The sequence below is a fragment of the Saccharospirillaceae bacterium genome, assembly GCA_022448365.1.
In the GTDB taxonomy this organism is placed as follows: Bacteria; Pseudomonadota; Gammaproteobacteria; order Pseudomonadales; family Oceanobacteraceae; genus Bacterioplanoides.
Genome location: JAKVCS010000003.1, coordinates 974,064 through 998,662, shown reverse-complemented (window position 1 = coordinate 998,662; position 24,599 = coordinate 974,064). Strand labels below are relative to the sequence as shown.

23 protein-coding genes, 1 tRNA gene and 1 other RNA gene are annotated in these 24,599 nt (G+C 49.7%); 9 read left to right on the top strand and 16 right to left on the bottom strand.

What is annotated here, in order from left to right; all coding sequences use genetic code 11:
- Window positions 1-169: 169 nt before the first annotated feature.
- Window positions 170-766, top strand: a complete 597-nt coding sequence (locus MK185_08270; GenBank protein MCH2040613.1) for a hypothetical protein — start codon at window positions 170-172, stop codon at window positions 764-766.
- 13 nt (window positions 767-779) lie between these two features.
- On the opposite strand, the gene MK185_08265 is transcribed toward MK185_08270, so the two are convergent.
- The 12 genes from MK185_08265 to MK185_08210 all read right to left on the bottom strand — a co-directional run bounded on the left by MK185_08265 (window position 780) and on the right by MK185_08210 (window position 12,908).
- On the bottom strand, window positions 780-923 hold the full coding sequence (locus MK185_08265) for a hypothetical protein (protein MCH2040612.1): 144 nt from the start codon (window positions 921-923) through the stop codon (window positions 780-782).
- Window positions 924-1,021: 98 nt separating this feature from the next.
- Window positions 1,022-1,585 carry a TetR/AcrR family transcriptional regulator gene (locus tag MK185_08260; protein ID MCH2040611.1) on the bottom strand — a complete coding sequence of 188 codons (564 nt, stop codon included), beginning with the start codon at window positions 1,583-1,585 and terminating at the stop codon, window positions 1,022-1,024.
- A gap of 96 nt (window positions 1,586-1,681) precedes the next feature.
- Window positions 1,682-2,854 (bottom strand): Bcr/CflA family multidrug efflux MFS transporter, encoded by a 1,173-nt coding sequence (locus tag MK185_08255; protein ID MCH2040610.1) that lies wholly within the window; start codon window positions 2,852-2,854, stop codon window positions 1,682-1,684.
- Between the two features lie 175 nt (window positions 2,855-3,029).
- Window positions 3,030-5,837, bottom strand: a complete 2,808-nt coding sequence (locus tag MK185_08250) for a hypothetical protein (GenBank protein MCH2040609.1) — start codon at window positions 5,835-5,837, stop codon at window positions 3,030-3,032.
- Window positions 5,838-6,025: 188 nt separating this feature from the next.
- Window positions 6,026-7,120, bottom strand: a complete 1,095-nt coding sequence (ychF, locus tag MK185_08245) for a redox-regulated ATPase YchF (GenBank protein ID MCH2040608.1) — start codon at window positions 7,118-7,120, stop codon at window positions 6,026-6,028.
- A gap of 53 nt (window positions 7,121-7,173) precedes the next feature.
- Window positions 7,174-7,758, bottom strand: coding sequence for an aminoacyl-tRNA hydrolase (gene pth / locus MK185_08240; GenBank protein ID MCH2040607.1), 585 nt, complete (start codon window positions 7,756-7,758; stop codon window positions 7,174-7,176).
- Window positions 7,759-7,844: 86 nt separating this feature from the next.
- Window positions 7,845-8,480, bottom strand: coding sequence for a 50S ribosomal protein L25/general stress protein Ctc (locus MK185_08235; protein MCH2040606.1), 636 nt, complete (start codon window positions 8,478-8,480; stop codon window positions 7,845-7,847).
- Between the two features lie 134 nt (window positions 8,481-8,614).
- Complete coding sequence (locus MK185_08230; GenBank protein MCH2040605.1) at window positions 8,615-9,556, bottom strand: ribose-phosphate pyrophosphokinase; 942 nt, start codon at window positions 9,554-9,556, stop codon at window positions 8,615-8,617.
- A gap of 51 nt (window positions 9,557-9,607) precedes the next feature.
- Window positions 9,608-9,682: transfer RNA gene (locus tag MK185_08225), tRNA-Gln, on the bottom strand.
- Window positions 9,683-9,686: 4 nt separating this feature from the next.
- Window positions 9,687-10,568 (bottom strand): 4-(cytidine 5'-diphospho)-2-C-methyl-D-erythritol kinase, encoded by an 882-nt coding sequence (gene ispE / locus MK185_08220; GenBank protein ID MCH2040604.1) that lies wholly within the window; start codon window positions 10,566-10,568, stop codon window positions 9,687-9,689.
- Complete coding sequence (gene lolB / locus MK185_08215; GenBank protein MCH2040603.1) at window positions 10,561-11,142, bottom strand: lipoprotein insertase outer membrane protein LolB; 582 nt, start codon at window positions 11,140-11,142, stop codon at window positions 10,561-10,563. The genes ispE and lolB overlap by 8 nt, the downstream gene beginning before the upstream one ends.
- Window positions 11,143-11,147: 5 nt before the next feature.
- Complete coding sequence (locus tag MK185_08210; GenBank protein ID MCH2040602.1) at window positions 11,148-12,908, bottom strand: tetratricopeptide repeat protein; 1,761 nt, start codon at window positions 12,906-12,908, stop codon at window positions 11,148-11,150.
- 170 nt (window positions 12,909-13,078) lie between these two features.
- Between MK185_08210 and hemA the strand changes: the two genes are divergently transcribed.
- From hemA to moeB, 4 genes are read left to right on the top strand one after another with little or no spacing between them, the layout of a single operon-like run.
- The gene (gene hemA / locus MK185_08205) at window positions 13,079-14,377 is read left to right on the top strand and encodes a glutamyl-tRNA reductase (GenBank protein ID MCH2040601.1); all 1,299 of its coding nucleotides are present in this window, start codon (window positions 13,079-13,081) and stop codon (window positions 14,375-14,377) included.
- A 16-nt stretch (window positions 14,378-14,393) separates the two neighbouring features.
- Window positions 14,394-15,479 (top strand): peptide chain release factor 1, encoded by a 1,086-nt coding sequence (gene prfA, locus MK185_08200; protein ID MCH2040600.1) that lies wholly within the window; start codon window positions 14,394-14,396, stop codon window positions 15,477-15,479.
- Window positions 15,480-15,497: 18 nt separating this feature from the next.
- Entirely contained in the window at window positions 15,498-16,361 is an 864-nt protein-coding gene (gene prmC, locus MK185_08195; GenBank protein ID MCH2040599.1) for a peptide chain release factor N(5)-glutamine methyltransferase, read from the top strand.
- Window positions 16,358-17,119: a molybdopterin-synthase adenylyltransferase MoeB gene (gene moeB / locus MK185_08190; GenBank protein ID MCH2040598.1), complete on the top strand. Its 762-nt coding sequence runs from the start codon at window positions 16,358-16,360 to the stop codon at window positions 17,117-17,119. Before prmC ends, moeB begins: the two co-directional genes overlap by 4 nt.
- Window positions 17,120-17,228: 109 nt before the next feature.
- Here the strand turns inward: moeB and MK185_08185 are convergent, their stop codons facing one another.
- The 3 genes from MK185_08185 to MK185_08175 all read right to left on the bottom strand — a co-directional run bounded on the left by MK185_08185 (window position 17,229) and on the right by MK185_08175 (window position 20,160).
- Complete coding sequence (locus tag MK185_08185; protein ID MCH2040597.1) at window positions 17,229-17,765, bottom strand: phosphoheptose isomerase; 537 nt, start codon at window positions 17,763-17,765, stop codon at window positions 17,229-17,231.
- Between the two features lie 140 nt (window positions 17,766-17,905).
- Window positions 17,906-18,325, bottom strand: a complete 420-nt coding sequence (locus MK185_08180) for a YraN family protein (GenBank protein ID MCH2040596.1) — start codon at window positions 18,323-18,325, stop codon at window positions 17,906-17,908.
- 41 nt (window positions 18,326-18,366) lie between these two features.
- The gene (locus tag MK185_08175; GenBank protein ID MCH2040595.1) at window positions 18,367-20,160 is read right to left on the bottom strand and encodes a penicillin-binding protein activator; all 1,794 of its coding nucleotides are present in this window, start codon (window positions 20,158-20,160) and stop codon (window positions 18,367-18,369) included.
- 64 nt (window positions 20,161-20,224) lie between these two features.
- Here MK185_08175 and rsmI point away from each other — a divergent pair, with 64 nt between their 5' ends.
- The 4 genes from rsmI to hemH all read left to right on the top strand — a co-directional run bounded on the left by rsmI (window position 20,225) and on the right by hemH (window position 23,812).
- A complete protein-coding gene (gene rsmI, locus MK185_08170) occupies window positions 20,225-21,085 on the top strand; it encodes a 16S rRNA (cytidine(1402)-2'-O)-methyltransferase (GenBank protein MCH2040594.1) in 861 nt (286 codons plus the stop codon).
- A gap of 84 nt (window positions 21,086-21,169) precedes the next feature.
- Window positions 21,170-22,114 (top strand): DMT family transporter, encoded by a 945-nt coding sequence (locus tag MK185_08165; protein ID MCH2040593.1) that lies wholly within the window; start codon window positions 21,170-21,172, stop codon window positions 22,112-22,114.
- Window positions 22,115-22,219: 105 nt separating this feature from the next.
- Window positions 22,220-22,575, top strand: an RNA gene (rnpB, locus tag MK185_08160) — RNase P RNA component class A.
- 241 nt (window positions 22,576-22,816) lie between these two features.
- Entirely contained in the window at window positions 22,817-23,812 is a 996-nt protein-coding gene (gene hemH, locus MK185_08155; GenBank protein ID MCH2040592.1) for a ferrochelatase, read from the top strand.
- 140 nt (window positions 23,813-23,952) lie between these two features.
- On the opposite strand, the gene MK185_08150 is transcribed toward hemH, so the two are convergent.
- Entirely contained in the window at window positions 23,953-24,399 is a 447-nt protein-coding gene (locus MK185_08150; protein ID MCH2040591.1) for an acyl-CoA thioesterase, read from the bottom strand.
- Window positions 24,400-24,599 lie beyond the last annotated feature (200 nt).

Below are 24,599 nucleotides of genomic sequence, written 5' to 3'. Positions count from 1 at the left end.
ATTATTTTTTTGCCGATATTATCATCTGTACACGAGAATGCGACCAGTTAGTGCTTGTTTCTGCGTGACTTGGCTGATATATAGAAAGTATGCAAACCAAAGAGGATGCCTTGTTTCATCGTTCGAGAACCTGTAAACCGGTGTAAGCGAAGACTAAGGAGTGATCCCTATGAATGCAGAGATGCAACCCCTGTTTTGGCGAATCAGCCAGACCAAGCAGCAGGGAATAAATGTTGTCAGTTTATTGATGCCTGCGGACGCTGGCGGCGATGTTGCCGAAGTACCTATGGACGTCAGTTTCCCCTCTAAATCTCCCTGCTATGAACCCCAGGACCTGCGTTGGTCGGAGGAAGACAGTAGCCTGTTTTTAGATCTAATAGAGCGGGTCGTTGATACCAATGATCGTCCGGACATTGAACTGGATTTGAATGATGATGTGGTCCAGGGAATTGTGCAATTAGTCGCACTGCATCGTTTCCAAACGCCAAGACCGTTAGACGAGTTACTGGCAGATGACGTAATCACCGAGCGGGAAGAACTGGAAATCGGCGATCTGGTGTCGCTGAATACTCACTTTGGTGCACCGTTGGCGATCATTGTTGGCTTGGATGCTATCGACGCCACATGCGTCTTACTCGATCCCTTGATCAACGCGGAGGGGGATATCCTCATTCCTGACCACAGTGTACTGATGGTTAATCGTCTGGCGGTTTTACCGGCTGCGTTTGCCGTTACCGACAACGGTGAGGGTGCAATACTGCACTAGAACAGCCTGACAATCAGGCTGCTCGTTGGCGACGTTTATTGGTCAGAGCCAGTTGTGTCAGCATTTCATAGTACCCTGTGTCGACGCGCGGCTTCTGCGCCGGACGAATAGTATCAGGTTTGTTGGTGACTGGTTCTGCGACAGCGCTTGTATTCATCGTAATCTCCTGGTCTGTTTGCTTAAGAGTGAATATTCATTCACTAGCGTAAAACAATGCTCTAATTGGTTTTTCGGTAGCTCTTGGTATTTGGTGTGTTATGCCTTAATGGCATCCCAACACAGGTTCAGTAAATCATCGGTTTCAAACTGACCAGCCAATTTCTCTGGCATGGTGTTTTGTTTCTTGGCAATGGTTGTCAGGCTGCCATAGATGAACATGATTAATGTTTCATTGGGCAAATTTTTGAATAGCTGCTGCTCTTTACCATCATCCAACATGCGGTGCAGCAGGCTATACATTTGTTCCATCGCTTTTTCTTTAAAATCACCGCATATTGCTGGCGATGCAGAAAGCTGGTCCATCAGCGTGCAATCTCTGGGATTGGAATACATGTAACCGTAAAAGTTCCCCCAGAAACGTGAAAAGCGCATCTTTATGCAAGCAGTCTCATCGTATTCGCGCAGACACTCGGACGACAGACGTTGGACGAGGTCAACAAACAACTCCTGGACCAGTTCATCTTTGGTTTCAAAGTAGCGATAAATCGTACCTGCGCCACAACAGGCACTTTTAGCAACTTTTGACATGGGACTGGCCTGCAGCCCACATTCGGCAATCAGGTCGGCTGTTGCATCGAGTATCTGTTCGCGTTTGTCCATAAGTTTCTGTGATTGTGACTGAATGTTCATTCTGGTCTACCTGAGTGGTCAGTACTAGAGGTCATAACTGAATCAGATTGTTTCATCAATGAAACGTTAGCAGCTTTCCTCAGCCGATTTGCTGGCCCTCAAGGCAAATAGCAGAGCTAATATCGCAGAGACAGCCATGATCACCATCATCGGCAAAGGGGTTGCGTTATGCAGCAGGGTCCAGAAGTAACCAAACAGTGCACCTATACAAAATTCGGTTACTCCAATTAACGCGGTGGCTGAACCGCTGATATCCTGGAAGTAATGCAAAACCAGGCTCATGGCATTTGCAGCAATCAATCCCAGGCTTCCGACAGCAAGAGCGATCAAAGGCACGGTAATCCACAACGATGGGGGAACCACCAGGTAGAGCATCACAAGGCTCAGTATTGCCAGAAGTTGAATGATTATTCCCATGGTCAATAACTGCTTACTGCTATAACGATTGAGCAGCACCATATTCAGCCGATTCATTGTCATCATGACAACGATGTTGGAGCCAAATAACCAGGGAAACACTGACGGAGGTTGGTTGAAATACTCCAGATATAAATACGGTGATGCGGTGATGAAAACAAACATGGTGGCGAAGGCAAACGCCAGCGACAAAATAAATCCTCTGGCCCTTCGGTGGCGGATTACCCTCAGGTAGTTCTGCCATGGTGACGCTTTTTGGCGATTCTCCTTCGGGTGACTTTCTTCCAGTTGCCACGTCAGTATTATCAGTACCAATACTGCATAGATAGAAAGGAAGGTAAATATCTCCCGCCAGTGCCCAAACTTCACCACCAGAGAACCTAGCATCGGTGCGATAAGTGGAGCCAACATCATGATCATGGCAACCATCGACAGCGTTTTAGCGATATCGTTGCCTTGATAGCGATCACGGACAACGGCAGCTGAATTAACAGTGGCGATTCCCCCGCCAACTGCCTGAAACACCCGAAGTGCCAATAAGTTCTGTAAAGATTCAACAGTAATCAGTAGCAAACTGGCTATCGAAAATAACGACAAGCCTAATATGATCACAGGTCGCCTGCCAAAGCGATCCGATAATGGGCCGCCGGATAGCTGGCCGATGGCGTAACCTATTAAAAAAGTACTCACCGATAGTTCAACTTGATGAATATCAACCCTGAGATCACCCGCCATCAGTGCCATTGCGGGCAGGTACATATCAATCGCCAGTGGTGGAATGGCAGACAGAAAGGCAAGTAGGAAGGGAAGTGGAATGCGCACTGAGATAGCTCAAAAGGCGCATAGTATAACTCAATCGGGTAACTGCATTGAGTTTGATTACCGAGATGATTTGTTGCAATCGTGTTTGTGCTGACTAATCCGGAGAATTGTATAACAGACTACTGAGACAGCCCTGCTGTTACCAGCAGGGCTTAAGTAGGCAGTCATTGGTTCGTTACTGGGCGGTCTGATCTTCGATCAGCGTTGCAATAACATAGCCATGGCGCGCTTCATCTGCCTGACTTGCAGGCGCATTGGCACTGTCTACTGCCTCTTTGCTAATTAGGCGCAATACCATGCGTTTTTTATCGGTGCTGACGAAACCTTCCAGTGTGGTGTCAATATCACTGAGCGTAATACGACCATTCGCCGCCGTTGTGACAGTGACCGTGCCACTATTTCGCTCACCCGTAACGTTTACACCGAAGAAATTGTTTTCCGTAACCAGACTCACGTCATCCGACTGAACATCAAATTCAGCCGCAGAGCCATTGAATGACAGTGTGCCATTCAGAGCAGCGACCTGAACGCCAGGGCTACCTTTGCGAATGCCATACTCAATTCCCTGGATGCGATATTCTCCGCTAATGGTCCCCGGATCTGCGTTATCGATCGCAACCCCGATATTACGGTTGAGAACCTGAGTAACGATGTTTGTGCCATTGAACTGGCCCAGAGACCCTTTCACCATCAGATTGACATTAATCACCTCGCCCTGCGGGCTGAATAAGCCTTCAAAAATCGCGCTGGCATTACTGTATCCATCGAGAACTTCATCGAGCAGAGACGAGGGAATATTGAATAGCGAACTTCCATCGGAGAGGAAGAATGCTGGTAGAGCATCACTATCGTTTGCTTCACCGCTGGTGTCTTTGTTGCTGGTCACTGAATCGCGCAGAGTCGGATCGGTAATCTGCGTGTAGGTGTTGCCGTCGAAGGTCAAGCCTGCTGAAAATCTTGAAATAATCCGGCCAACTTTGTTCAGACTGGAATCGGTTTTTCGCTTGAGGTTGAAACCACTATCAGTAGCAACGGTTTCCCAGGTTTGCAGCTCCGACGCAATCGCTTGGCCATTTGACTCATCGGATCCTAACTCAACACTGATTACGCCATACTCAGGTTGAATATTCGTTCCGGTAAAGCTTCCGTCATCCTTGTTAAATATCAGCGTATCAACAATCGTACTTTCACGTTTTCGATCACTGAAGTCCGGTTGGTTGTCCGCCGTTTTACCAACTTCCGACTCTCGGGCCAGCTGAGTCGATACGTAACTGCCAGGTGCTACCTCAACAAGGTCGACCCTGCGCGCAAAATAGTAATTAATACGGTCACTCTCTATGTTTAAGTCGGCGCCCGCATCAATTGAGATATTCCCCTCCGAGTCAACTTCTCCTGGCTCCGACCCGGCCCCAGTATCAATATCGGCATTTGATAAGTTACCTGAAATTGTAGATTTAGGCGCATCTGTTCCACTAAACACTGCGTTTGTGGTGAACGATTGGGTTAAATCCCAATCATTTTCTATTGTGCCATCAAAATTCAACGTCAGGTTACTGCCTGATCCCGCCTCTAACTCAAAGCCTGTTGTGCGCTCTGTACCGAGTTCAAGTGCGAGTGATCGGTTTGATGTGCCAGGATCATTGACGGCAAAATCGGCAGTTCCTGCAAGTAACGAGTACTTACCAGCAACCAAAGATGCCGCACCTGGAAGGCTCTCAACCGTAACTCGTACACGAGCTGATCCGGTTTGGCCCGCTTTCGAGACGGTCAGGTCAAACTCATAATCTCCGGCGATATTTGGGGTAATGTCCAGGTTTTGTGCCGTGACAGGAAAGCTAACATCCGGGATCACTGGGCCGCTGATCTTTGACCAGCTGTAGCTAACGTCGCTCTGATCGCTTGAGCCTGACAGTATCGCCTGATTGCCCACGATAATTTGCTGATTTGCCGGAGGGATGGCGGTCGGTGGATTAAAGTCGCTGATACTGCCAGGGCCATCACCCGGACGGCCATTGGCGTTGGTGATCCCTCCGACCACAACCTGATCGATGAGAGTAAAGTCAGAACTGCTGTTTCTCTTGAGCTCTGTAATAACGCGTTGAGCTGCAGCGAGAATCTCTTCAATGGATATCTTGCTGGTATCTGTTTTGTTATTCCATAGCAATTGGCCTTCCGCCGATAGCGAGTTGGAAAACTGATTTAATACTTCTCCAACCGTAATATCTTTTTGTTTGGCAATGTCCGCCAGTGCAGCAGTCAATGAGCCGTAGAGCGCAGCCTGATCCGCTGTGACATCGCTGTTTGTTACGTCGGTCGGTTCAGTCAGTAATAGGTCAACATTACCGCTTAAACCAAACATGGTTCGGATGCGGTTGTTGAGTTGACGAATCAGAGTTTCATCAATGGTGCTTTGTGATGAAACAAACTGCGCAGAGGCATGGGTCAGGGAGGTAACGTTGGCTGAAAATACCTGTTCAGTCTCTTTACTAGTGTTGACTCGCGGTAAAATCGCAGTCATTTCAAAATCGGTTGGCAGATCGAATAATTCGTTGAACTGAATGCCATCAGGAGCCTGCTGATCATCAGCTTGTTGCGTACCAACACAGCCAGCAGGTGAATCACACACCATTTTAGCTCCCGTACGGTGGCTGATTTTTACCAGTGCTGGTCCGTTGTAGGGTGTTTCAGACACAGCCAGCAGGCTGTAACGTCCATTGGAGTCGGTGGTTCCTGTTGCAAAAGCGGTGGTGTCCACAGTCCCGTTCAGAATTTTGAACATCTCAACCTGTGCGTTGAGCACGTTGCCTTTTACCGCCAGCCCCGTCAGGCTGACGCGTTCAACAGTAACGGCTTCAGTCTGTTGGTTGTCATCGCTACCATTATTCGACGGTTGGCTGTCATCGTTGCTGGTGGAGCCGCTACTGCAAGCGGTCAATGCAGTGGTAATGGCTGCCGCGAGTGCGGTCTTTGAATAGGCGTTCATCGATACTCTCCGTGTGGACGTTTTAATCTCAAACAGGAATTATAGAAAGAGTATGGATTATTTGGCGAGTCGATTTTGCTAATTTATTGAACAGTTTGGCGTTTTTATGTGCCAAACGATCAAAGTAAAGATAATGAGGTCACTGGAGCAAAAAATGCCACCTCGGGGTGGCATTTTTAAGGTTTGAGTTACACGTTAAAGAGGAAATGCATCACATCACCATCTTTCACGATGTAATCTTTGCCTTCTACCCGCAACTTCCCTGCAGCTTTACAACCAGATTCGCCATTATGAGCGATAAAGTCATCGTAAGACATGGTCTCAGCACGGATGAAACCGCGTTCAAAATCGGTGTGAATCACACCCGCTGCCTGAGGGGCAGTAGCACCTTGTTTCACGGTCCAGGCGCGCACTTCTTTTTTGCCGGCAGTGAAATACGTCTGCAGCCCTAACAACTCATAACCGCCTCGAATAACCCGGTTGAGACCCGGTTCACTCTGGCCCATTTCTTCAAGAAACATGGCAACGTCTTCGGCATCTTCCAGTTCAGAAATTTCCTGCTCGATCTTGTTGCAAACCGGCACAACGACGGCATTTTCATTCGCAGCAATTCCTCGAACCACATCAAGATGTGGATTATCGTCGAAACCATCTTCCGCCACGTTGGCGATATACATGGTTGGTTTGATCGTGATCATGTGGAATAGTCGTATGCGACTCTGATCGTCGTCGTTCAATTCCATCGTGCGAACCGGTTGATCGCCTTCCAAATGCTCTACGATACGTTCCAGCAGCGCCTTTTCGGCGACGGCGTCTTTATTACCACTTTTTGCGGTGCGGGTAACGCGCTGCAGCTGTTTTTGCGCGCTGTCGAGGTCTGCCAGGATCAGCTCCAGATTGATAACATCAATATCGTCTGCCGGGTTGATGGTGTTTTCAACATGGATCACATTGGGGTCTTCGAAGCAGCGGACGACGTGCGCAATGGCATCCGTTTCGCGAATATTAGCGAGGAACTGATTACCCAGGCCTTCACCTTTGGAAGCGCCTTTTACCAGCCCGGCAATATCAACAAACTCCATGGTGGTTGGAATGACTTTCTCAGGATCAACGATGGCAGCTAATGCATCCAGGCGAGGGTCCGGCATAGGCACGATACCGCTGTTCGGCTCAATGGTGCAGAAAGGGAAATTTTCTGCGCCAATGCCTGACTTGGTTAAAGCATTAAACAGAGTCGATTTACCGACGTTGGGAAGACCCACGATGCCGCATTTGAAGCCCATATCAGATTCCTGCTAATAAAATATTTAAATTCAGATGAAAATTTTCGGGTATTTTACCCTTTATACGAGTGAAGTCGATTCATCGCTTTGGCTATATCACCTGCCAGAGCAAAAGGAATGACGCGGATTGCTTCATCAATCGCATTATCGATGGCTTGCTGCTCACTTTTACTGGCTTTACCCAACACATGGCCCGTAACTTTGTTCTTATCACCCGGGTGGTCGATGCCAATCCGCAGGCGATGAAAATTCTTGTTGTTCGCTAATTTAGAGATGATGTCACGCAATCCATTTTGTCCACCATGACCGCCGCCTTGTTTGAATTTAGCGGTCCCGGTTGGCAGATCCAGTTCATCGTGAACGATCAGAATCTGTTCTGGAGTCAGCTTGTAGAAGTTGGCTAATGCCTGAACAGCTTTGCCACTGGCATTCATGAAGGTAGTTGGGATCAGCAGCCAGACTGTTTTGCCATCAATAATCCCTTTGCCCGCTTTCCCGAAGAACTTTTTATCGGCAGATAATGGAATACGATAGCTTTCGGCCAGGCGCTCAACCACCCAGGCTCCGGCATTATGACGGGTGCTCTCATACTCGGTGCCAGGGTTTCCCAGACCAACGATCAGCTGAATATCAGACATGACTTTATTCCAACGTTTACAAAACAATCAGGCATAAAAAAGCGGAGACATGCTCCGCTTTTTCAGACAAGGTCTGCAGACTGATATTACTCAGCTGCTTCTTCGCCTTCCTCTTCGTCATCAGCACCGCCTTTTGCAGCAGCAACAGTAACAACAGACGTGTCATGATCTTCACCATGAGACAGAGCCAGAGACTCAACACCTTTAGGCAGTTTCAAATCAGACAGGTGGATAACGGTACCAGCTTCAACGTCAGCCAGATCAATTTCGATGAATTCTGGCAGGTCGCCTGCAGCGCAGATGATATCGAGGCTGGTCAGCTGGTGAGAAATCTTACCACCGCCCAGTTTTACGCCAACACAGCTGTCTTCATTCAGGAAGTGCAGTGGAACGTGAGCTTTGATCTTAGTGCTCTTGTTCACACGCAGGAAGTCAGCGTGCCAGATCAGCTGTTTAGCCGGGTGACGTTGCAGATCTTTCAGGATTACCTGCTCAGCTTTATCACCGATGTTCAGGGTGATAATAGAGCTGTAGAAACCTTCGTTTTCCAGAGCTTTGTTTAACTCATTTGCAGCAATGGTAATTGCAGTAGGCTTACGGTCGTTACCGCCAGCTTTACCGCCATAAACGATAGCTGGTACGCCATTTTCGCGACGCAGGCGGCGGCTCGCACCTTTCCCCGCATCTTCACGAACTACTGCATTCAGAGAAAATTCTGACATGGTTCTTTCCTATATCAAGGTTATATAAATGTACTTCTCAGTACGGAAAACCGCCCAAGCTTGCGACCAGCTCAGGCGGTGTAAAAATCTTAATGTGCAGTGACTTCTGTTATTGGTTCCTAACGGAAAACCTGTTAACGGAACATCGCACTGATGGATTCTTCGTTGTTTACTCGACGAATCGACTCTGCCAGAAGACCTGCGATCGTCAGTTGGCGAATGCTGCCAACGTTACGAGCGGCTTCTGTCAGAGGAATGGTATCAGTAACAACCAGTTCATCCAGTTCTGCCGAGGCCAAGCGCTCAACAGCGGGGCCGGATAATACAGGATGGGTACAGTATGCGACAACTTTATTTGCGCCAAATTCTTTTAACGCCTTTGCTGCCTGACACAAGGTACCGGCGGTGTCAACCATATCGTCTACCAGAATACAGGTGCGGTCTTTTACATCACCAATGATGTGCATAACTTCTGAGACGTTGGCTTTTGGACGACGTTTGTCGATGATGGCCAGATCCACACCCAACTGTTTGGCTACCGCACGGGCACGAACAACACCGCCTATATCGGGTGAAACAACGACCAGGTTTTCGTAGTTCTGACGCTCAATATCGTCAATCAGGATAGGGGAGCCGTAGACGTTATCTACCGGGATATCAAAGAAGCCCTGAATCTGGTCCGCATGAAGATCAACCGTTAGTACACGGTCGATGCCGGCACCCGACATCATGTCGGCAACCGCACGCGCGCTGATAGGCACACGTGCTGAGCGTGGACGACGATCCTGACGTGCGTAGCCGAAATAAGGCACAACAGCGGTGATACGACTTGCCGAAGCCCGGCGCAGACCATCGGCCAGCAACAAAACTTCCATTAGGTTGTCATTGGTTGGCGAGCAGGTGGGTTGCAGGATGAATACATCCTTACCACGCACGTTTTCCTGCAGCTCAACGGTAATCTCTCCGTCACTGAACTTGTCAACGGTGGCTTCACCGAGGGGAATATCAAGACGTTCAACGACCAGTTTGGCCAGTTCCGGATTGGCATTGCCGGTAAATACCATCAACTTAGACACGGTTGTCCCCTTTGATGCAATAAGTCAGTAACAGATAAGAATAGAATAAGATGGCTGGGGTGGCAGGACTCGAACCTGCGGATGACGGGATCAAAACCCGTTGCCTTACCACTTGGCGACACCCCAACTTTTAAGACGGTCTGAATAATATCCTGTGAGCCGGCGAAGTATTAACTCCTTTGGCTACAAACGACACATATTCAGCCGGTAGCTGATCAGAAACTTCGATAGCTTCTTTCTCAGAACCGAAGCTTGAAAATATGCAAGCTCCAGTGCCCGTCAGCTTAGCAAGTTTGAATTTGTTTAGCAAATTCAATGCTTTACCGATATCTGGATAAAGCTTCGAAACAACGTCTTGGAAGTCGTTGTTTCCCTCTCGCCTCAGCGCGGTGCGTATATTAATGATCGGTGTATCTCGTGTCAAACATTTATTTGAAAAAATTTTCCCTGTATTAACATGGACTTGCGGCACTACGACCAGGTACCAGGGTTCATCCAGTTCAGGCGTTGGGGTAAGCACTTCGCCAATACCTTCGCCGAATGCGGCTTGGCCACGAACAAAGACCGGTACATCGGCTCCAAGGGTCAGACCAATCTCAGCCAGCTCATCAAAAGACAGACTCAGTTCCCAGATTGTGTTCAAAGCAAGAAGTGTCGTCGCCGCATCGGAGCTACCTCCGCCCAAACCGCCGCCCATTGGCAGAATCTTTTGCAGACGAATATCGGCACCCAGCGTTTTATTCGTTTTGGTCTGTAACGCCCGTGCGGCTCGGATAATCAGATTGTCCTCGAATTCAACACCCTCTATACAAGGTTCTAGGGTTAATCGATCATCGTCGCGTTTGCGGAAGCTAAGCTCGTCGCAACGATCGATGAATTGAAACAAGGTTTGCAGGTTGTGGTAGCCGTCCTCACGACGACCGGTGATGTGTAACATCAGATTCAGCTTGGCGGGCGCCGGAACGGTCAGCCACTCGGGTATTGAGTCGTCGGCAGTCATAGAGTCAGCCATTGATGGTCCATTCTTTGATCGAAAATACAAAACGAAAGTGATGGCCGGTGACCTTGATCAAGCCCGGTAGCCAGACACCTTGTTGCTTACTGTAGCGGGAGTAGCGTACTTGCCAGCCGTGTTGTTTGAGTTCTTGCAACAGACCTGATTCATCAAACCGGGTGTCAGCGTGATCGCCAGGTGCAGGTTGTCCTTTAACCCAGTGACGAACATCGTTCACCGGAAACTTCCAGCCCATATAAGTCAGCATTAACTGTTCAGCGCTGCTGGCTTGTTGTGGTTGGTCCCAGCCGGGTAGCAGCAACTCTGCAATGTCGTCGCTACCTTTTAATTGCGAAGACCCCTGGCCGAACGGTCCGGTAATAAACAGCTGGTAATCGCTATCTTGCTGATTCCAGGTCAGATAGCCGGTGATACTATCATGTGGCGAAGTAACCGATAATTTACCTCGGACCTGCCAGTTATCAATTTCTGAAAGCTGTTGTTGCAGGCTTTGCTGCCCTATTTGCGGAGATAATAGAGTGCAGCTGCTGAGTATCAGTAACTGCATTAAAAGCATAAAACGAGTGATCATAGATATTATTCGGATTGAGCCTGAGGTGGGTTATCAACATTCAGACGCTCAAGCGTACGCTGGATGATTTCACTGTCGGGTTTGTTGTTCAGTCCCTGTTGCCACACGGCCCGAGCCTGAACTTTGTCCCCCGTAATCCATAGAATTTCACCGTAATGTGCTGCAATTTCATGATCAACCAGAATCTCAAAGGCCTGCTTCAACAATGGCAGGGCACGATCGAAATCGCCGCTGCGAAAATAGATCCAGCCGAGACTGTCTATAATTGCCGGGTTGTTTGGTGACAGTGATAGCGCCTTTTCTACCAGTGGCAGGGCTTCATCCCAACGGTCCGTCCGGTCTGCAAGAGTGTAGCCCAATGCATTCAGTGCTTCGGCATGGTCAGGTTTCAAGCTGATCAGGAAACGCAAATCTTGTTCCAGTAATTCCAGATTGTCCAATTGCTCGGCCAGCATCGCGCGGGTATAGAGCAGGTCGTAGTCCTGTGGAGCAACTGTGAGTGCCTGAGACAACAGTATCATTGCTTCTTCTTTTTCATCGGCATTGGTCAGCAACTGTACTTCGATACGAATAAGCGGGGTTGTCTGCTGCGGGTAGGCGCCACGCAATTCGTTAAGATACTCTCTGGCAGCGTTCAGACCCTCAAGCTCAGCAATCAGCTCGGATGCCTGCAAGTGTGCTGCAAGAAACTCGCGGCCGCCTTTCACCAAACGATAATGGCTAAGAGCCGTTTCCTTATCGCCCCGTTCCCGGGCAATGTTACCCAAGTAGAAGTTCGCTTCATTTTCATGGCTGTTGGAATCTAGCAATTGCTGCAGGTGTGTTTTGGCTGTGTCGCTATCGCCCAGCTCTTCCTCTAAAAGTGCCAGTGATAACAAGATCGCCATATCATCCGGAAAATTACTATTCAGATTAGCGAAAGCTTGCAGCGCTTCATCCATTCGACGCTGCTGCAATAACAACCTTGCTTTCAGAACAGCGATCCCTTTGTGTTGCGGCTTTTCTTCCTCCAGTTCATCGAGCCATTCGATGGCGTCATCAACGCGTTGCATTTGTGCCAACAAGCGGGCTTTCTGGATCTTGGCACTCAGATAAGATTGCTGCAGAGACACCGCATAATCTGTATGAGCTAATGCCTCGTCATACATCCCCAGTTGCTGTTCTATGATGGCACGCGCCTGAAACAGATTAGCGTTTTGTGGATATTGGTCAGATAAGCTCTCCAGGCTTTTGAGAAGTCGGCGCTTACGGGTCTCTGGCTGTCGTGCTGCGTTAGCCGCCAGATAATCAAACTGACTGATTTGTGCAAGTTGAAACAAGCTTTCCAGGTGATTCAGCGCTTCATCGAATTGACCACTGTCCATCGCCAGTTGCGCTGCGGCCTGATGCGCTGCCGGGTCTTCTGGCTTGCTGCTGAGCCATATCGTAATGGCTTCGTCGGCCAGCTCGCTGCTGCCAACGTACTGAGCGATGCGGGTCGCGCGTTCTGAAATATCCGCATCCTGCGTTTTACGTGCCTGATCCATGTAATGATAAAGCGAAATATCAAAGCGCTGACGTTGGCCTGCGACTTCGGCTACTAACAGCGAATACAGGGTGTCTGCGGGAATTGGCCGATAGACCTCGACGGTTTCGGACCGGGCAGAACTATCAGTCTGGGACGGCTGGTCCGTTTGCTGTGGACTCGACAATTCTGTTGTCGAAAAAGAAGCACAGCTAATCAGCAGGGATGTAGAAGTAATAAGAGCAAGCAGGCGTAATGTCACAAACGGCCTCAATGTGATGTTCCATGTCAAATATCGCTTTCAAACTCGTTATATCAGAGTCTTTGGCCATATTTACGGTCAGATAGCGAGTTAAGTCAAAGATTTCAGCAGCAAAGCTCTGAATAGCTGTTTATAATCGGCGCTTTTTAACGTGGGGCTACTTCAGCAGTATGGGTATCTGGGCACTGGGCATTAACCACAAGACGGCACCGGTTTCGGTTCGCGAGCGCGTTGCTTTCGATCCGGCTCAGATGTCAGATGTGCTTAATCAGGTGCAACAACTGGATCCGGTGTCTGAAGTGGTGATCCTGTCGACTTGTAATCGTACCGAGATTTATTACTCCTCTGCGATGGATACTGACGCCTCGCTGCCGCAAGAACAGCAACGAACGATTCTGACTCAGTGGATGTCGGAGCACCACAACATCGAGCTGGCAGAATTGCATGGTTCGTTGTATTGCCTGGGCGATGACGATGCAGTTCAACACACGATGCGCGTTGCTTCCGGTTTGGACTCACTGGTCCTGGGTGAGCCACAGATTCTCGGACAGATGAAATCGGCTTATGCCGTCGCTCAGGAAGCCGGTACTGTAGGGACCGAACTGGGTCGTTTGTTCCGACAGACCTTTTCTATCGCCAAGCGTGTACGGACGGATACTGCCATCGGTGAAAACCCGGTGTCCGTAGCCTTTGCTGCCGTGCGTATGGCGCAACATATTTTTGCCGATTTAAGTGATAGCCGTGCGTTGTTGATTGGTGCTGGTGAAACCATAGAATTGGTGGCCCGACATCTACATCAGGCCGGTGTAAAGAATATGACGCTGGCAAACCGAACCCTGGCGCGGGCGCAAAATCTGGCAAAAGAATTCCGAGCCGAAGCGGTGTTACTCGAAGACATCCCGACGGCATTGGCCGATGCCGACATCATTATTTCATCGACAGCCAGTCCGCTGCCAATTTTAGGTAAAGGTGCGGTGGAAAAAGCGCTGAAGAAGCGTCGTCATAAGCCGATGTTTATGGTGGATATCGCTGTACCACGTGATATCGAAGAGGAAGTGGCTGAGTTATCGGATGTCTACTTGTATACCGTAGATGATCTGCGCGACATAATTGAAGAGAATGTGCGTTCTCGCGAAGACGCGGCTCGCCAGGCAGAAGAGTTAATTCTGTCCGGTGTCGAGCATTATATGCGAGAGTTGAAAACTCTGGACGCGGTCAACACACTGACCGATTTACGCACTCACGTTGATCAGGTGAAAGACGATCAGCTGCAAAAAGCGCTGAAACAATTACAAAACGGTGGCGATGCGGAAAAAGTATTGCGACAGTTTGCTCATACCTTCTCAAATAAATTACTACATGCGCCAACCAAATCCCTGCGTAAAGCCGGGGCCGAAGGACGGTTGGAAGCACTGGACTGGACCCGTGAGCTGTTTGAGCTGAACTCGGCGCCGGATTCCGACCAATAACCCCATAAGAACAGTCATGAAAGAATCTATCCTGCTAAAACTTGAACACCTGCGCGACCGCTACGAAGAAGTTGGCCATCTGTTATCCGATCCCGACGTGATTGGCGACCAGGACAAGTTCCGCAAGTTATCCAAGGAATATGCCGAGCTGGAGGAAGTCGCCAATACCTTTGGAGATTATCAGCAGGCTCAGGAAAATCTGGAAGAAGCCGAGATACTGGCCCAGGATTCTGACCCGGACATGAAAGCAATGGGTGAAGAAGAATTGGTAAGTGCCAAGGGTGAGATTGAAGATCTGACGGCCAAAATCGAAATTCTACTGCTGCCAAAAGATCCGGATGATGGTCGTAACGTGATCGTTGAAATTCGTGCCGGAACCGGGGGGGACGAAGCCGCTATTTTCGCTGGCGACTTATACCGTATGTACACCCGTTTTGCTGAAACTCAGGGCTGGCGTGCAGAGCTTATGAGCGCCAACGAAGGAGAGCACGGTGGTTTTAAAGAAGTCATCACCCGTATTTCTGGCACTGACGTATATTCGCGCCTGAAATTTGAATCCGGCGCTCACCGGGTACAGCGTGTCCCGGAAACTGAAAGCCAGGGTCGTATCCATACTTCTGCCTGCACTGTGGCCATCATGCCTGAAGTGGAGAGCGAGGAAGAGGTGGACATCAACAAAAATGATTTGCGTATTGATACCTTCCGAGCCTCAGGTGCCGGTGGTCAGCACGTCAACAAAACCGATTCTGCTATTCGTTTAACTCACTTGCCAACTGGCGTGGTGGTGGAATGTCAGGATGAGCGTTCCCAGCACAAAAATAAAGCCAAAGCGATGGCGTTACTGGCGACCCGTTTGCGCGATGCGCAAATGCAGGCCGCGCATGCGGAACAAGCGGCGACTCGTAAAAGTCTGGTTGGTTCCGGTGACCGTTCCGAACGTATCCGTACCTATAACTACCCACAAGGTCGGGTTACCGACCATCGCATCAATCTGACTTTGTATAAGCTGGATGAAATTGTGCAGGGTGATCTGTCTCCGGTGATTGAACCTCTGATCCAGGAGCATCAGGCAAACTTGTTGGCGGAAATGGCGGGTAACTAAGGCTTTGCTATGTCTGACGTGACCATTGATCAGTGGCTGAAACAAGCCAGGCAGCAGTTACAAGCCGCTGGTCACGATAGCCACAGTCAAGAGTCGGCATTGTTGGATGCACAACTTTTGCTTACTCATGTGCTGCAGCAAAGCCGAACCTATCTTTACACCTGGGGAGATAAAGTACTGACGGATGAGCAGTGCTTTCGGGTGAATTCCCTGTTCGAGCAGCGCCTTAGTGGCGAACCGCTGGCATACATTCTTGGCCAGCGTGAGTTCTGGTCGTTGCCACTTAAAGTGGCACCTTCGACGTTGATTCCACGCGCGGATACCGAAACTCTGATTGAGTGGGTATTGGATCTGGCAGCGCAGCAGCAATTCCCATCTCTGGCTTCGGCATTGGATTTAGGTACCGGAACCGGTGCGATTGCTTTAGCGCTTGCCTCAGAATTCCCGCAGTGGCAGATCATTGGTGCTGATTTTCAGCCAGAGGCTGTGGTGTTAGCGAGTTCTAACCAACAGACATTGGGTCTCAACAACGCGAACATTATTCTGAGCGATTGGTACCAGGCTGTAGCGGCTCAGAGCTTCGATCTGATTGTTTCTAATCCACCCTATATCGATGGTGATGATCCCCACCTGGATCAGGGTGATGTGCGCTTTGAACCCAAATCGGCATTAGTGGCTGAAGATGCCGGCATGGCTGATCTGGCGCATATTATTTCCAAGGCACCTGAGTATCTTAATGATGGTGGTTGGCTGTTGCTGGAGCATGGTTTTCAGCAGGCTGAAGCTGTGTGTGACTTATTAACGCAACATGGGTTTACTCAGGTTGAGAATCGCAAAGATCTGGGTGGTAATCCGAGAATCTCTGGCGGGAAAAAATTATGAATGACCAACAACTCTTGCGCTTCAGCCGCCATATTTTGTTGCCACAAATGGACATCGAAGGGCAGCAGGCGCTGCTCGACGCCCGGGTGCTGGTGGTCGGAGCTGGCGGTTTGGGTTGTCCGGTGATTCAGTATTTAGCCGCATCCGGTGTTGGCGCTGGTGAGGGTGAATTAATGGTGGTGGATGACGATGTGGTGGAGTTATCCAATCTGCAGCGTCAGACCGCTCACGGTACTGACGATATTGGTAAAGCCAAAGTTGAGTCGGCCAAAGAAGATGCTCTGCGCCTGAATCCAGATTGCAATGTGACAGCGTTACAGCAACGCGCCGATCTTGCTTGGTTAACAAAAACGCTGTCTGCTGGAAACATCGATCTGATTATTGACTGTACAGACAACGCCAATATTCGTTATCTGTTAAATCAGGCTTGTCTGGAACACAAAATTCCCTGGGTTTCTGGCGCAGCCGTTGGACTGAGCGGCCAGATTACGGTGTTCGATCCGCGCCAGGCGCAGTCCCCTTGTTATCGCTGCTTGTATTCCGATCTGGATGATCAGCAGCTGACCTGCTCTGAAAATGGTGTGCTATCACCTCTGGTTGGTGTGATCGGCAGCATGCAGGCAATAGAGGCGTTAAAGCTGATCGCTGATATCGGTAAGCCAGCCGTAGGCAAACTCATGACGTTTGATGCTGCTGGGGCTGAATGGCGCAACTGGAAATTATCGAAAAGCGAAAACTGCCCGGATTGCTGCGACTGACTGAGTCTGAGCCAAATAGACCTCAGTCTCTGCCAGCCGTCTTCATTGAACTTGCGATTCCTGCGAAACATCAACCCGGTGCTTCGGCTATTCGTACTAGCTGAACCGCTTATTCTTCGCCAAACAGAGAGCAATCGATAAAATCACACAGCGAGTGAATCACAACCAGGTGGACTTCCTGAATGCGAGCGGTAATGTCACTGGGAACGCGAATTTCAACGTCTTCGGCGGTGAGTAGTGAAGCCATCCCACCACCGTCTTTGCCAGTCAGCGCAACGACCGTCATTTCACGCTCATGAGCCGCTTGTATTGCCTGGATAACATTGGCTGAGTTACCGCTGGTGGACACTGCCAGCAGTACATCACCCGGATTACCCAGGGCGCGTATCTGTTTCGAAAAGACTTCGTTATAGCTGTAATCATTAGCAATCGAAGTGATGGTGGACGGGTCGGTAGTTAACGCCACTGCGGGCAGGCTTGGACGCTCGCGCTCAAAACGGTTGAGCAGTTCAGAAGAGAAATGCTGTGCGTCACCGGCAGAGCCACCATTACCACAAGTCAGAATTTTTCCGCCACTGACCAAGCTTTGCACCATAACCTGGCCACCTTGTTCGATGTAGGGCGGTAGCTCTTCTGCGGATAACATTTTGGTTTCGATACTGGCGCCAAAGTGGCCGATGATTCGTTCTAACACAGCTGAACTCCATAGATATAAGCGGCAATAATAAAGAAAAAGCCCGGCGCTGAATAGCCGTTAAGAGTCATTCTTATTGGCTGAGAAAACGATCAGAAGGCATTTTTGATCCAATCGAACACCACCGGATTGCCGCTGGCAGAAATGACATCAAAACGGCAATCGGGTGGCGTATTGCCAAACTGCTTCTGCAGATAATGTTCTGCGGTTTTGCGTAATTTGCGCTGTTTCTGGTAAGTGATTGATTCGGCACCACTGCCGTGTTTATCGTCGGCACGATAGCGTACTTCAACGAACACCAATACTTGCTCATGTTGCAGGATCAGATCAATTTCACCCGCTTTTATACCGTAGTTACGCTCGATGGGCTCAAGCCCTTGCTGCATGAGCCAGTTCTCAGCCAGTTGCTCGATGCCCTCACCGTAGTGGCGTTTCTGCTGCGGCTTTCTGGCATCCAGCTGCCGCGACTGAGTGACATCTGGCTGTTTGCCGGAAGAAGATTTGAACCACATAACACGTCCTTGTGTTGGTTAAACGGGATAACGGGCGTTTGTTAGCGCACAGCTAGGCGCGCGGGCTTACCGGAACGGAAGCGTGTGCATTCGGTTTTGCGGTGAATGCGGCGTTGTTTATCCAGCGTCAGTGCGCCGGTGCTGCCGTACACCTGACTGTTCGGGAAGGCTTCCAGTTGTTTCAGGCGCGGCAATAAACGAAACGCATCAACGCCCATAGCGTACAACCTGGCGTAACCACGCTGACCGTTTTCCAGTGTATTTTCCAGTTGTTGATGAAGCTCGCTACTCTCTAACAACCAGGGCACATCACAAAAACGAATTCCGTTTAAGTCACGGTCTTTACGTTTATTCACCACACCTGAGAATACGTGGGATGTGGCATAAACGGGTAAATCTGAAGCGAAATTAAACGCCAGGGTAGGCTTTATCTGACGCGCCTGTTTTGGCAATGCCACCATAAATACCCAGTCAACATCCTGGCGACGACGGGGTTCAAACTCGGTGTTTTGGCGCAGAATGCGACGCATGGTTTTGAAACGTTTCTGGCTATCATCCACGTTTAACAGGGCCTTAATTTCCGGGTTGTAATCTTTGCGATTACTGTAATAGCGCTGTTCACCAATTTCACCGCCGAGTTCCAGCCAGCGTTGTTCAAACGCGGCATAGATACGCTGGCCCCAGTCTCCTTTAGGCATCATCACCAGTGCACGACGATGACCGTCATTCCAGGCTTGTTGGGCAATCTGTACCGCCTCATCCTCTGCCGCCAGGCCAAATTGATAAAGATTGGTTGCCGGTTGTTGTTCGGTCTGTGCCATTTCTTCATTGGCGTAGTGCTGAGCGCGTTCACCATAATTTAACGCCAATGTTGGCAGGGGTAATGATTCACGTTGCTGCAACGCCTGAACCGACAGTTTATTGAACGGTCCGATCAGCCACTGGGCACCATTCGTTTGGGCATCTGAATAGGCATTATCAATGTCTTTGTATTGTTGCGAGTCATAGATGCGAATTGCAGGGATATCGTACCCCTTGTTCAGTGACTGATAATACGCCGCCATAAAGCCATCTCGTACCGCGCTACCCGTCTTTTTCAGTGGGCCGGATAAGGGTAACAGGAGAGCAATATTGGTGGGCCGTTCGGCGGCGATATCTGCAAGGATGGCCAGACCACCTGGCAGTTGCAACGCTGCTGGATGTGCGGGATTGGTTGTGCGCCATTGATCCAGCTCGGCGAGATGTTCATCCAGCGTGAGGCGAGAGTTCTTGACGATCGCCGCCAGTTGCAACCAGTGACCAAATTGGGTCTGTGGCGACTTTTCTGCCCAGGCCAATAACTCGACTTCCGGCAGTTGCATCAGGTCCTGCCAGATCTGGTTATGATTACGCAGCTGCTCGTTTGGCAGAAGAATAGCGCTGAGGAAATCACGTTCGCGGGCGGCAGCGAGGAACTGTTGTTGCGCCTCCAGAACCGCAGCTTTGAGCAGCCCGAACCGGCGATCTTGTGCCGCGGTAGCGAATTGTTGTTGATTCTGTGCATCACTCAGATAAAGGGAAGCCTGTTGCGGATCACCATCAAGTAATTGCAGTTCCGCTGCCAATAACAGGTATTCCAGCTGATCGCTGCCGCTTAGTTGTCTTTCTGACAAGAGTTGCAATTGCAGCGCAGCATTGCGAAACTCGCCGTTCTGCAGGCTGGTGGACGCGGTGGTCAACAATTCCTGATTCGACTGGCCAACGGTTTGTTCATTCAGACCGGATGCAGGATAGTCAGGTGTTGTGCTGCAACCGCTGAGTCCGGCAACACTGCTTAACCCAAGACCAATGGCCAATGACCAGGCGCGCCATGCCGGTGATCTGAGTTGGCCCAATCTGTTAATTGAAGAGTTTCCCCGCATGACCTCTGTTCCACTGTTGCAGTCCGGCACCTTATTTGTAGTGGCCACCCCGATTGGTAATCTGGCCGATTTGAGCGAACGTGCCCGTCAGGTGTTGACTGCGGTTGATCTGATTGCTTGCGAGGATACCAGACATACCCAAAAATTACTTCAGCACCTTGGACTGAAAAAACCCTTGTTATCGGTTCACGATCACAACGAACGTGATCGTATTGATCAGGTAGCAGAACACTTAAACGGTGGTCGTACCATGGCGCTGGTTTCTGATGCCGGAACGCCGTTGATTTCTGACCCAGGTTACCCGTTGGTTCAGGCACTGCGCCAGAAAGGGTTTAAGGTCATTCCCGTGCCGGGCGCAAGCGCGGTTATTACTGCATTATCGGCCGCGGGTTTACCAACCGATCGTTTCACCTTTGAAGGATTCCTGCCTCATAAGAGTGGCGCAAAAAAAGAACGCCTTGAAAGTTTGGTGCAACAAACTGCGACGCAGGTGTTCTATGAATCCAAGCATCGTATCCTCGATACTCTGGCTGTCATGGCAGACGTTTTTGGTGAAGAACGCGAAGCGTGTGTGGCCCGTGAATTGACCAAAACTTTCGAGAGTTTTTATCACGGTACCTTGCCCGACATTCTGCAGCAGCTACAAGTCGATTCGGACCAGCAGAAAGGCGAATTTGTCGTGATGGTTGCTGGTAATAAACATCCGCAAAGTGATTCTGCCGTCAATATCGATAAATTATTTCGTTTATTACTGGCCGAACTGCCACCGAAAAAAGCGGCTGCGATTGTTGCTGATATCAGTGGTGAAAATAAAAAGGCGCTGTACCAGAGAGCACTGGAGATACAGGGAAAAACCTGACGACCTCTCATCCTCGTTATTAATAGTCGATAGCCGGATGGGAAACCCTCCGGCTTTTTTGTGTTTAAAACAGAAGTAAACATTATGATTCAGAACAATCAATTAAGAGCCCACTCGGCGCTGGTATTGGCCATGCTGATCTGGGGCTCTACTTTTATGGCGATGAAAGTCGTCATCACCGATATTGCCCCAATGGTCGTGATCTTTCTGCGCATGATTATCGGTAGCATGGTATTTATTCTGGCCTGGCGCTGGATTCGCCATAACATTGAATACCGCCAGGGCGACTGGAGATATCTGGCGGTGATGGCATTGTTTGAGCCTTGTTTGTATTTTATTTTCGAAGGTCTGGCGTTGAAATACACCAGTGCCGGTCAGGCTGGTATGGTCACTGCAATGTTGCCTTTAATGGTCGCGGTGGGTGCTTTTATTTTTCTGAAGGAACGCATCAGCAAACGTCAGTTAGCGGGTTTTCTGTTGGCTATGGCCGGTGTGGTGTGGATGACGTTAGGCAGCGTTCAGAATGAACATGCCAGCAACCCGCTGTTGGGGAATTTTCTTGAATTTATGGCGATGGTTTGTGCCATGGGTTACACGTTGATGATGAAACACCTGACCGAACGCTATCCCGCCATTTTTCTCACGGCAATACAGTCTTTTATTGGTGCATTTTTCTTTTTACCACTGGCGCTGGGTTCTGAATGGCCGGCGAGTATTTCCATTGAGCAGTGGGGCATTCTGTTGTATCTCGGTGTGATTGTGACCATAGGTGGGTACGGTTTATTTAATTATTCACTGACCTATGTAAAAGCCACAGTGGCGGTGGCGTACATTAATTTGTTACCGGCAATCTCACTGATTTACGCCATGATTTTCCTTGGTGAACGGATGAATCTGGAACAGTGGATTGCCGTTGCTGTTATTTTCTCCGGGGTGTATCTCAGTCGCGGTGGTGCGCCTGAAGCGGTATCAGAGGAGCAAGACAACGAGGATAAAGTGAAAGACGATGTTAACCCGGCGGTAGGCTGAACCGTGCTGATGTTGAATTCAGGTAATTTTTTCACGCGGGTATTTCGAGGCAATACCCGCGTGAAATACTCGCTAGATCCGATCACCTTTGATAGACTCCGCCGCCGAGATGCCCTGGCAATCGTCGCTCACTTTGGTGAGGGGAGGAAAGTCCGGGCTCCACTGGGCAGGGTGCCAGCTAACGGCTGGGCGGCGTGAGCCGACGACAAGTGCAGCAGAGAGAAGACCGCCTACTTCGGTAGGTAAGGGTGAAAGGGTGCGGTAAGAGCGCACCGGGCCACTGGTAACAGTTGGTTGCAAGGTAAACTCCACCCGGAGCAAGACCAAATAGGTTCCCTACAGGCGTGGCCCGCGCTGGGAACGGGTAGGTCGCTTGAGCCTGTGAGCGATTGCAGGCCTAGACGAATGATTGTCGCCTTCTCCGGAAGGAACAGAACCCGGCTTATCGGGCATCTCAAATCATTCCAAAAAACCGCTGAAGCGTGAGCTTCAGCGGTTTTTTTATGGCTGATCTTCCGTTTGTATCCGGTAACCGGATGCTGATTCTCGTCAGAGTGCTGCTGGTTTATCTTCCTGAAGCAGTTCGCACATGGGTTAAATTTCCAGCTCAACATTAACAGCGACGCCAAGTTACTATAAACTCATGCAAAACTTATACAGGCAGTCCACAACGGAGCTGCCGACTGCAAAACAAGGTCGCGTGTGAGCACAAAATCTCGTCCCCCATTTGGTGTGTTATTGGCTAATCTGGGTACCCCTGAAGCCCCAACTGCAAAAGCCGTTCGTGAATACCTGGCCGAATTCCTGTGGGATCGCCGGGTGGTCGACGTTCCACGGCCTATTTGGTGGATGATATTGCACGGTATCATTCTGCGGTTCCGGCCCCGTATGGTTGCTAAAGGTTACGCCAGCATCTGGACCGATGACGGTTCTCCGTTAATGGCGATTTCCAAGAGGCAGCAAAAGGCATTAAAAAAACAGCTGGCTGAGGCTTATGGCGAGGAAATTCCGGTGGCGCTGGCGATGACCTATGGCAAACCAACCATGGAGCAAGCGGGTCTTGAGCTGCGTCAATCCGGTGTTGAAAATATGTTGGTGCTGCCCCTGTATCCCCAGTTTTCATCATCAACAACGGCGGCAGTTCATGATCGCCTTGGCAGCGGTCTGAAGCGCTGTCCACATTTGCCGCAAACCCGCTGGGTAAACGAATATCACCAACATCCGGGGTATATTCAGGCACTGGCAAATTCAGTCAGGGAGTATTGGGCGGAACACGGTCAGGGTGACAAGCTGTTGATGTCTTTCCATGGAATTCCACAGCGTTACGAAGATCGTGGCGATCCTTATCCATCTCAGTGTCGGGCGACAGCAAAAGCGGTTGCTGAGGCGTTGCAACTGGAAGAGGATCAGTGGTTCTGTGCGTTCCAGTCCCGCTTTGGCCGGGAAGAGTGGGTTAAACCCTACACCGACTTTACCCTCAAAGAATGGGGCGAAGCAGGCATCGGCCGGGTGGATGTTATCAGCCCGGCATTTTCCGCGGACTGTCTTGAAACGCTTGAAGAACTGGAAGAAGAAAACCGCGAAAACTTTATGGAAGCGGGTGGCCAGGCATATCACTATATCCCTTGTCTGAATGACCGCGATGATCATATTCAAATGATGGTGGACTTAGTGAAACAGCACACCCAGGGCTGGTAAAAAGGCTACCAAAGCTACCTGCGTTGCTCCTACTGTGTCAAAAGCAGACTCGAATGCTCATTTATTACCTATAAACTGCGCGTTCTCGTCTGCTTTTTTCGTGTAGGCGCTACCTCGGTTACGCTTTTTATATAGGTTTATTAGTTACTCAAACCGGTTTCCTGATCAAAACCGTCGAGAACCGGTACTGGCTTTTTGTCTTCATCGATGGCAACAAAGCTGAACACACCGGTAATGGCCTTTTCGCTGCCATCACGGTACATGTCCTCAACATAGATGTTTACCTCTACCTTAATGGAGGTTCGGCCAACGTGAATAATGTCGGCGACCAACTCCACCATCGAACCTTCTGGTATCGGGTGTTTAAAATCGACTTTATCAGATGAAACGGTCACCAGGCGTTTACGGCTGAAACGGGTTGCTGCAATAAATGCGGTTTCGTCCATCCAGCTCAGAGCCTGACCACCGAATAAGGTCTCATGATGATTGGTGGTAAAGGGAAACACGGCTTTTACGACACTGGTTTTGGCGGCGCTGATACGTTTGGCAATTAACTCTTCACGCAGGCGCTGTTGTTGTGGGCTCATATACTTCTCTGGCTGGGTAATCGGCTAAGGCGTTGGTTAGTCTAATGACTCGCATTGCTGTTGGTGGGTGAGACATCGTGCCGCTTATGATATCAGTCTGATGCTGTGCGGCTGGATTCAGGAAACGCATTGTATTCGAGTAAAAACTCTACTGCACCTGAGAATTCTTCATATCGGGTTGAAAACCGCTACTGATCGGG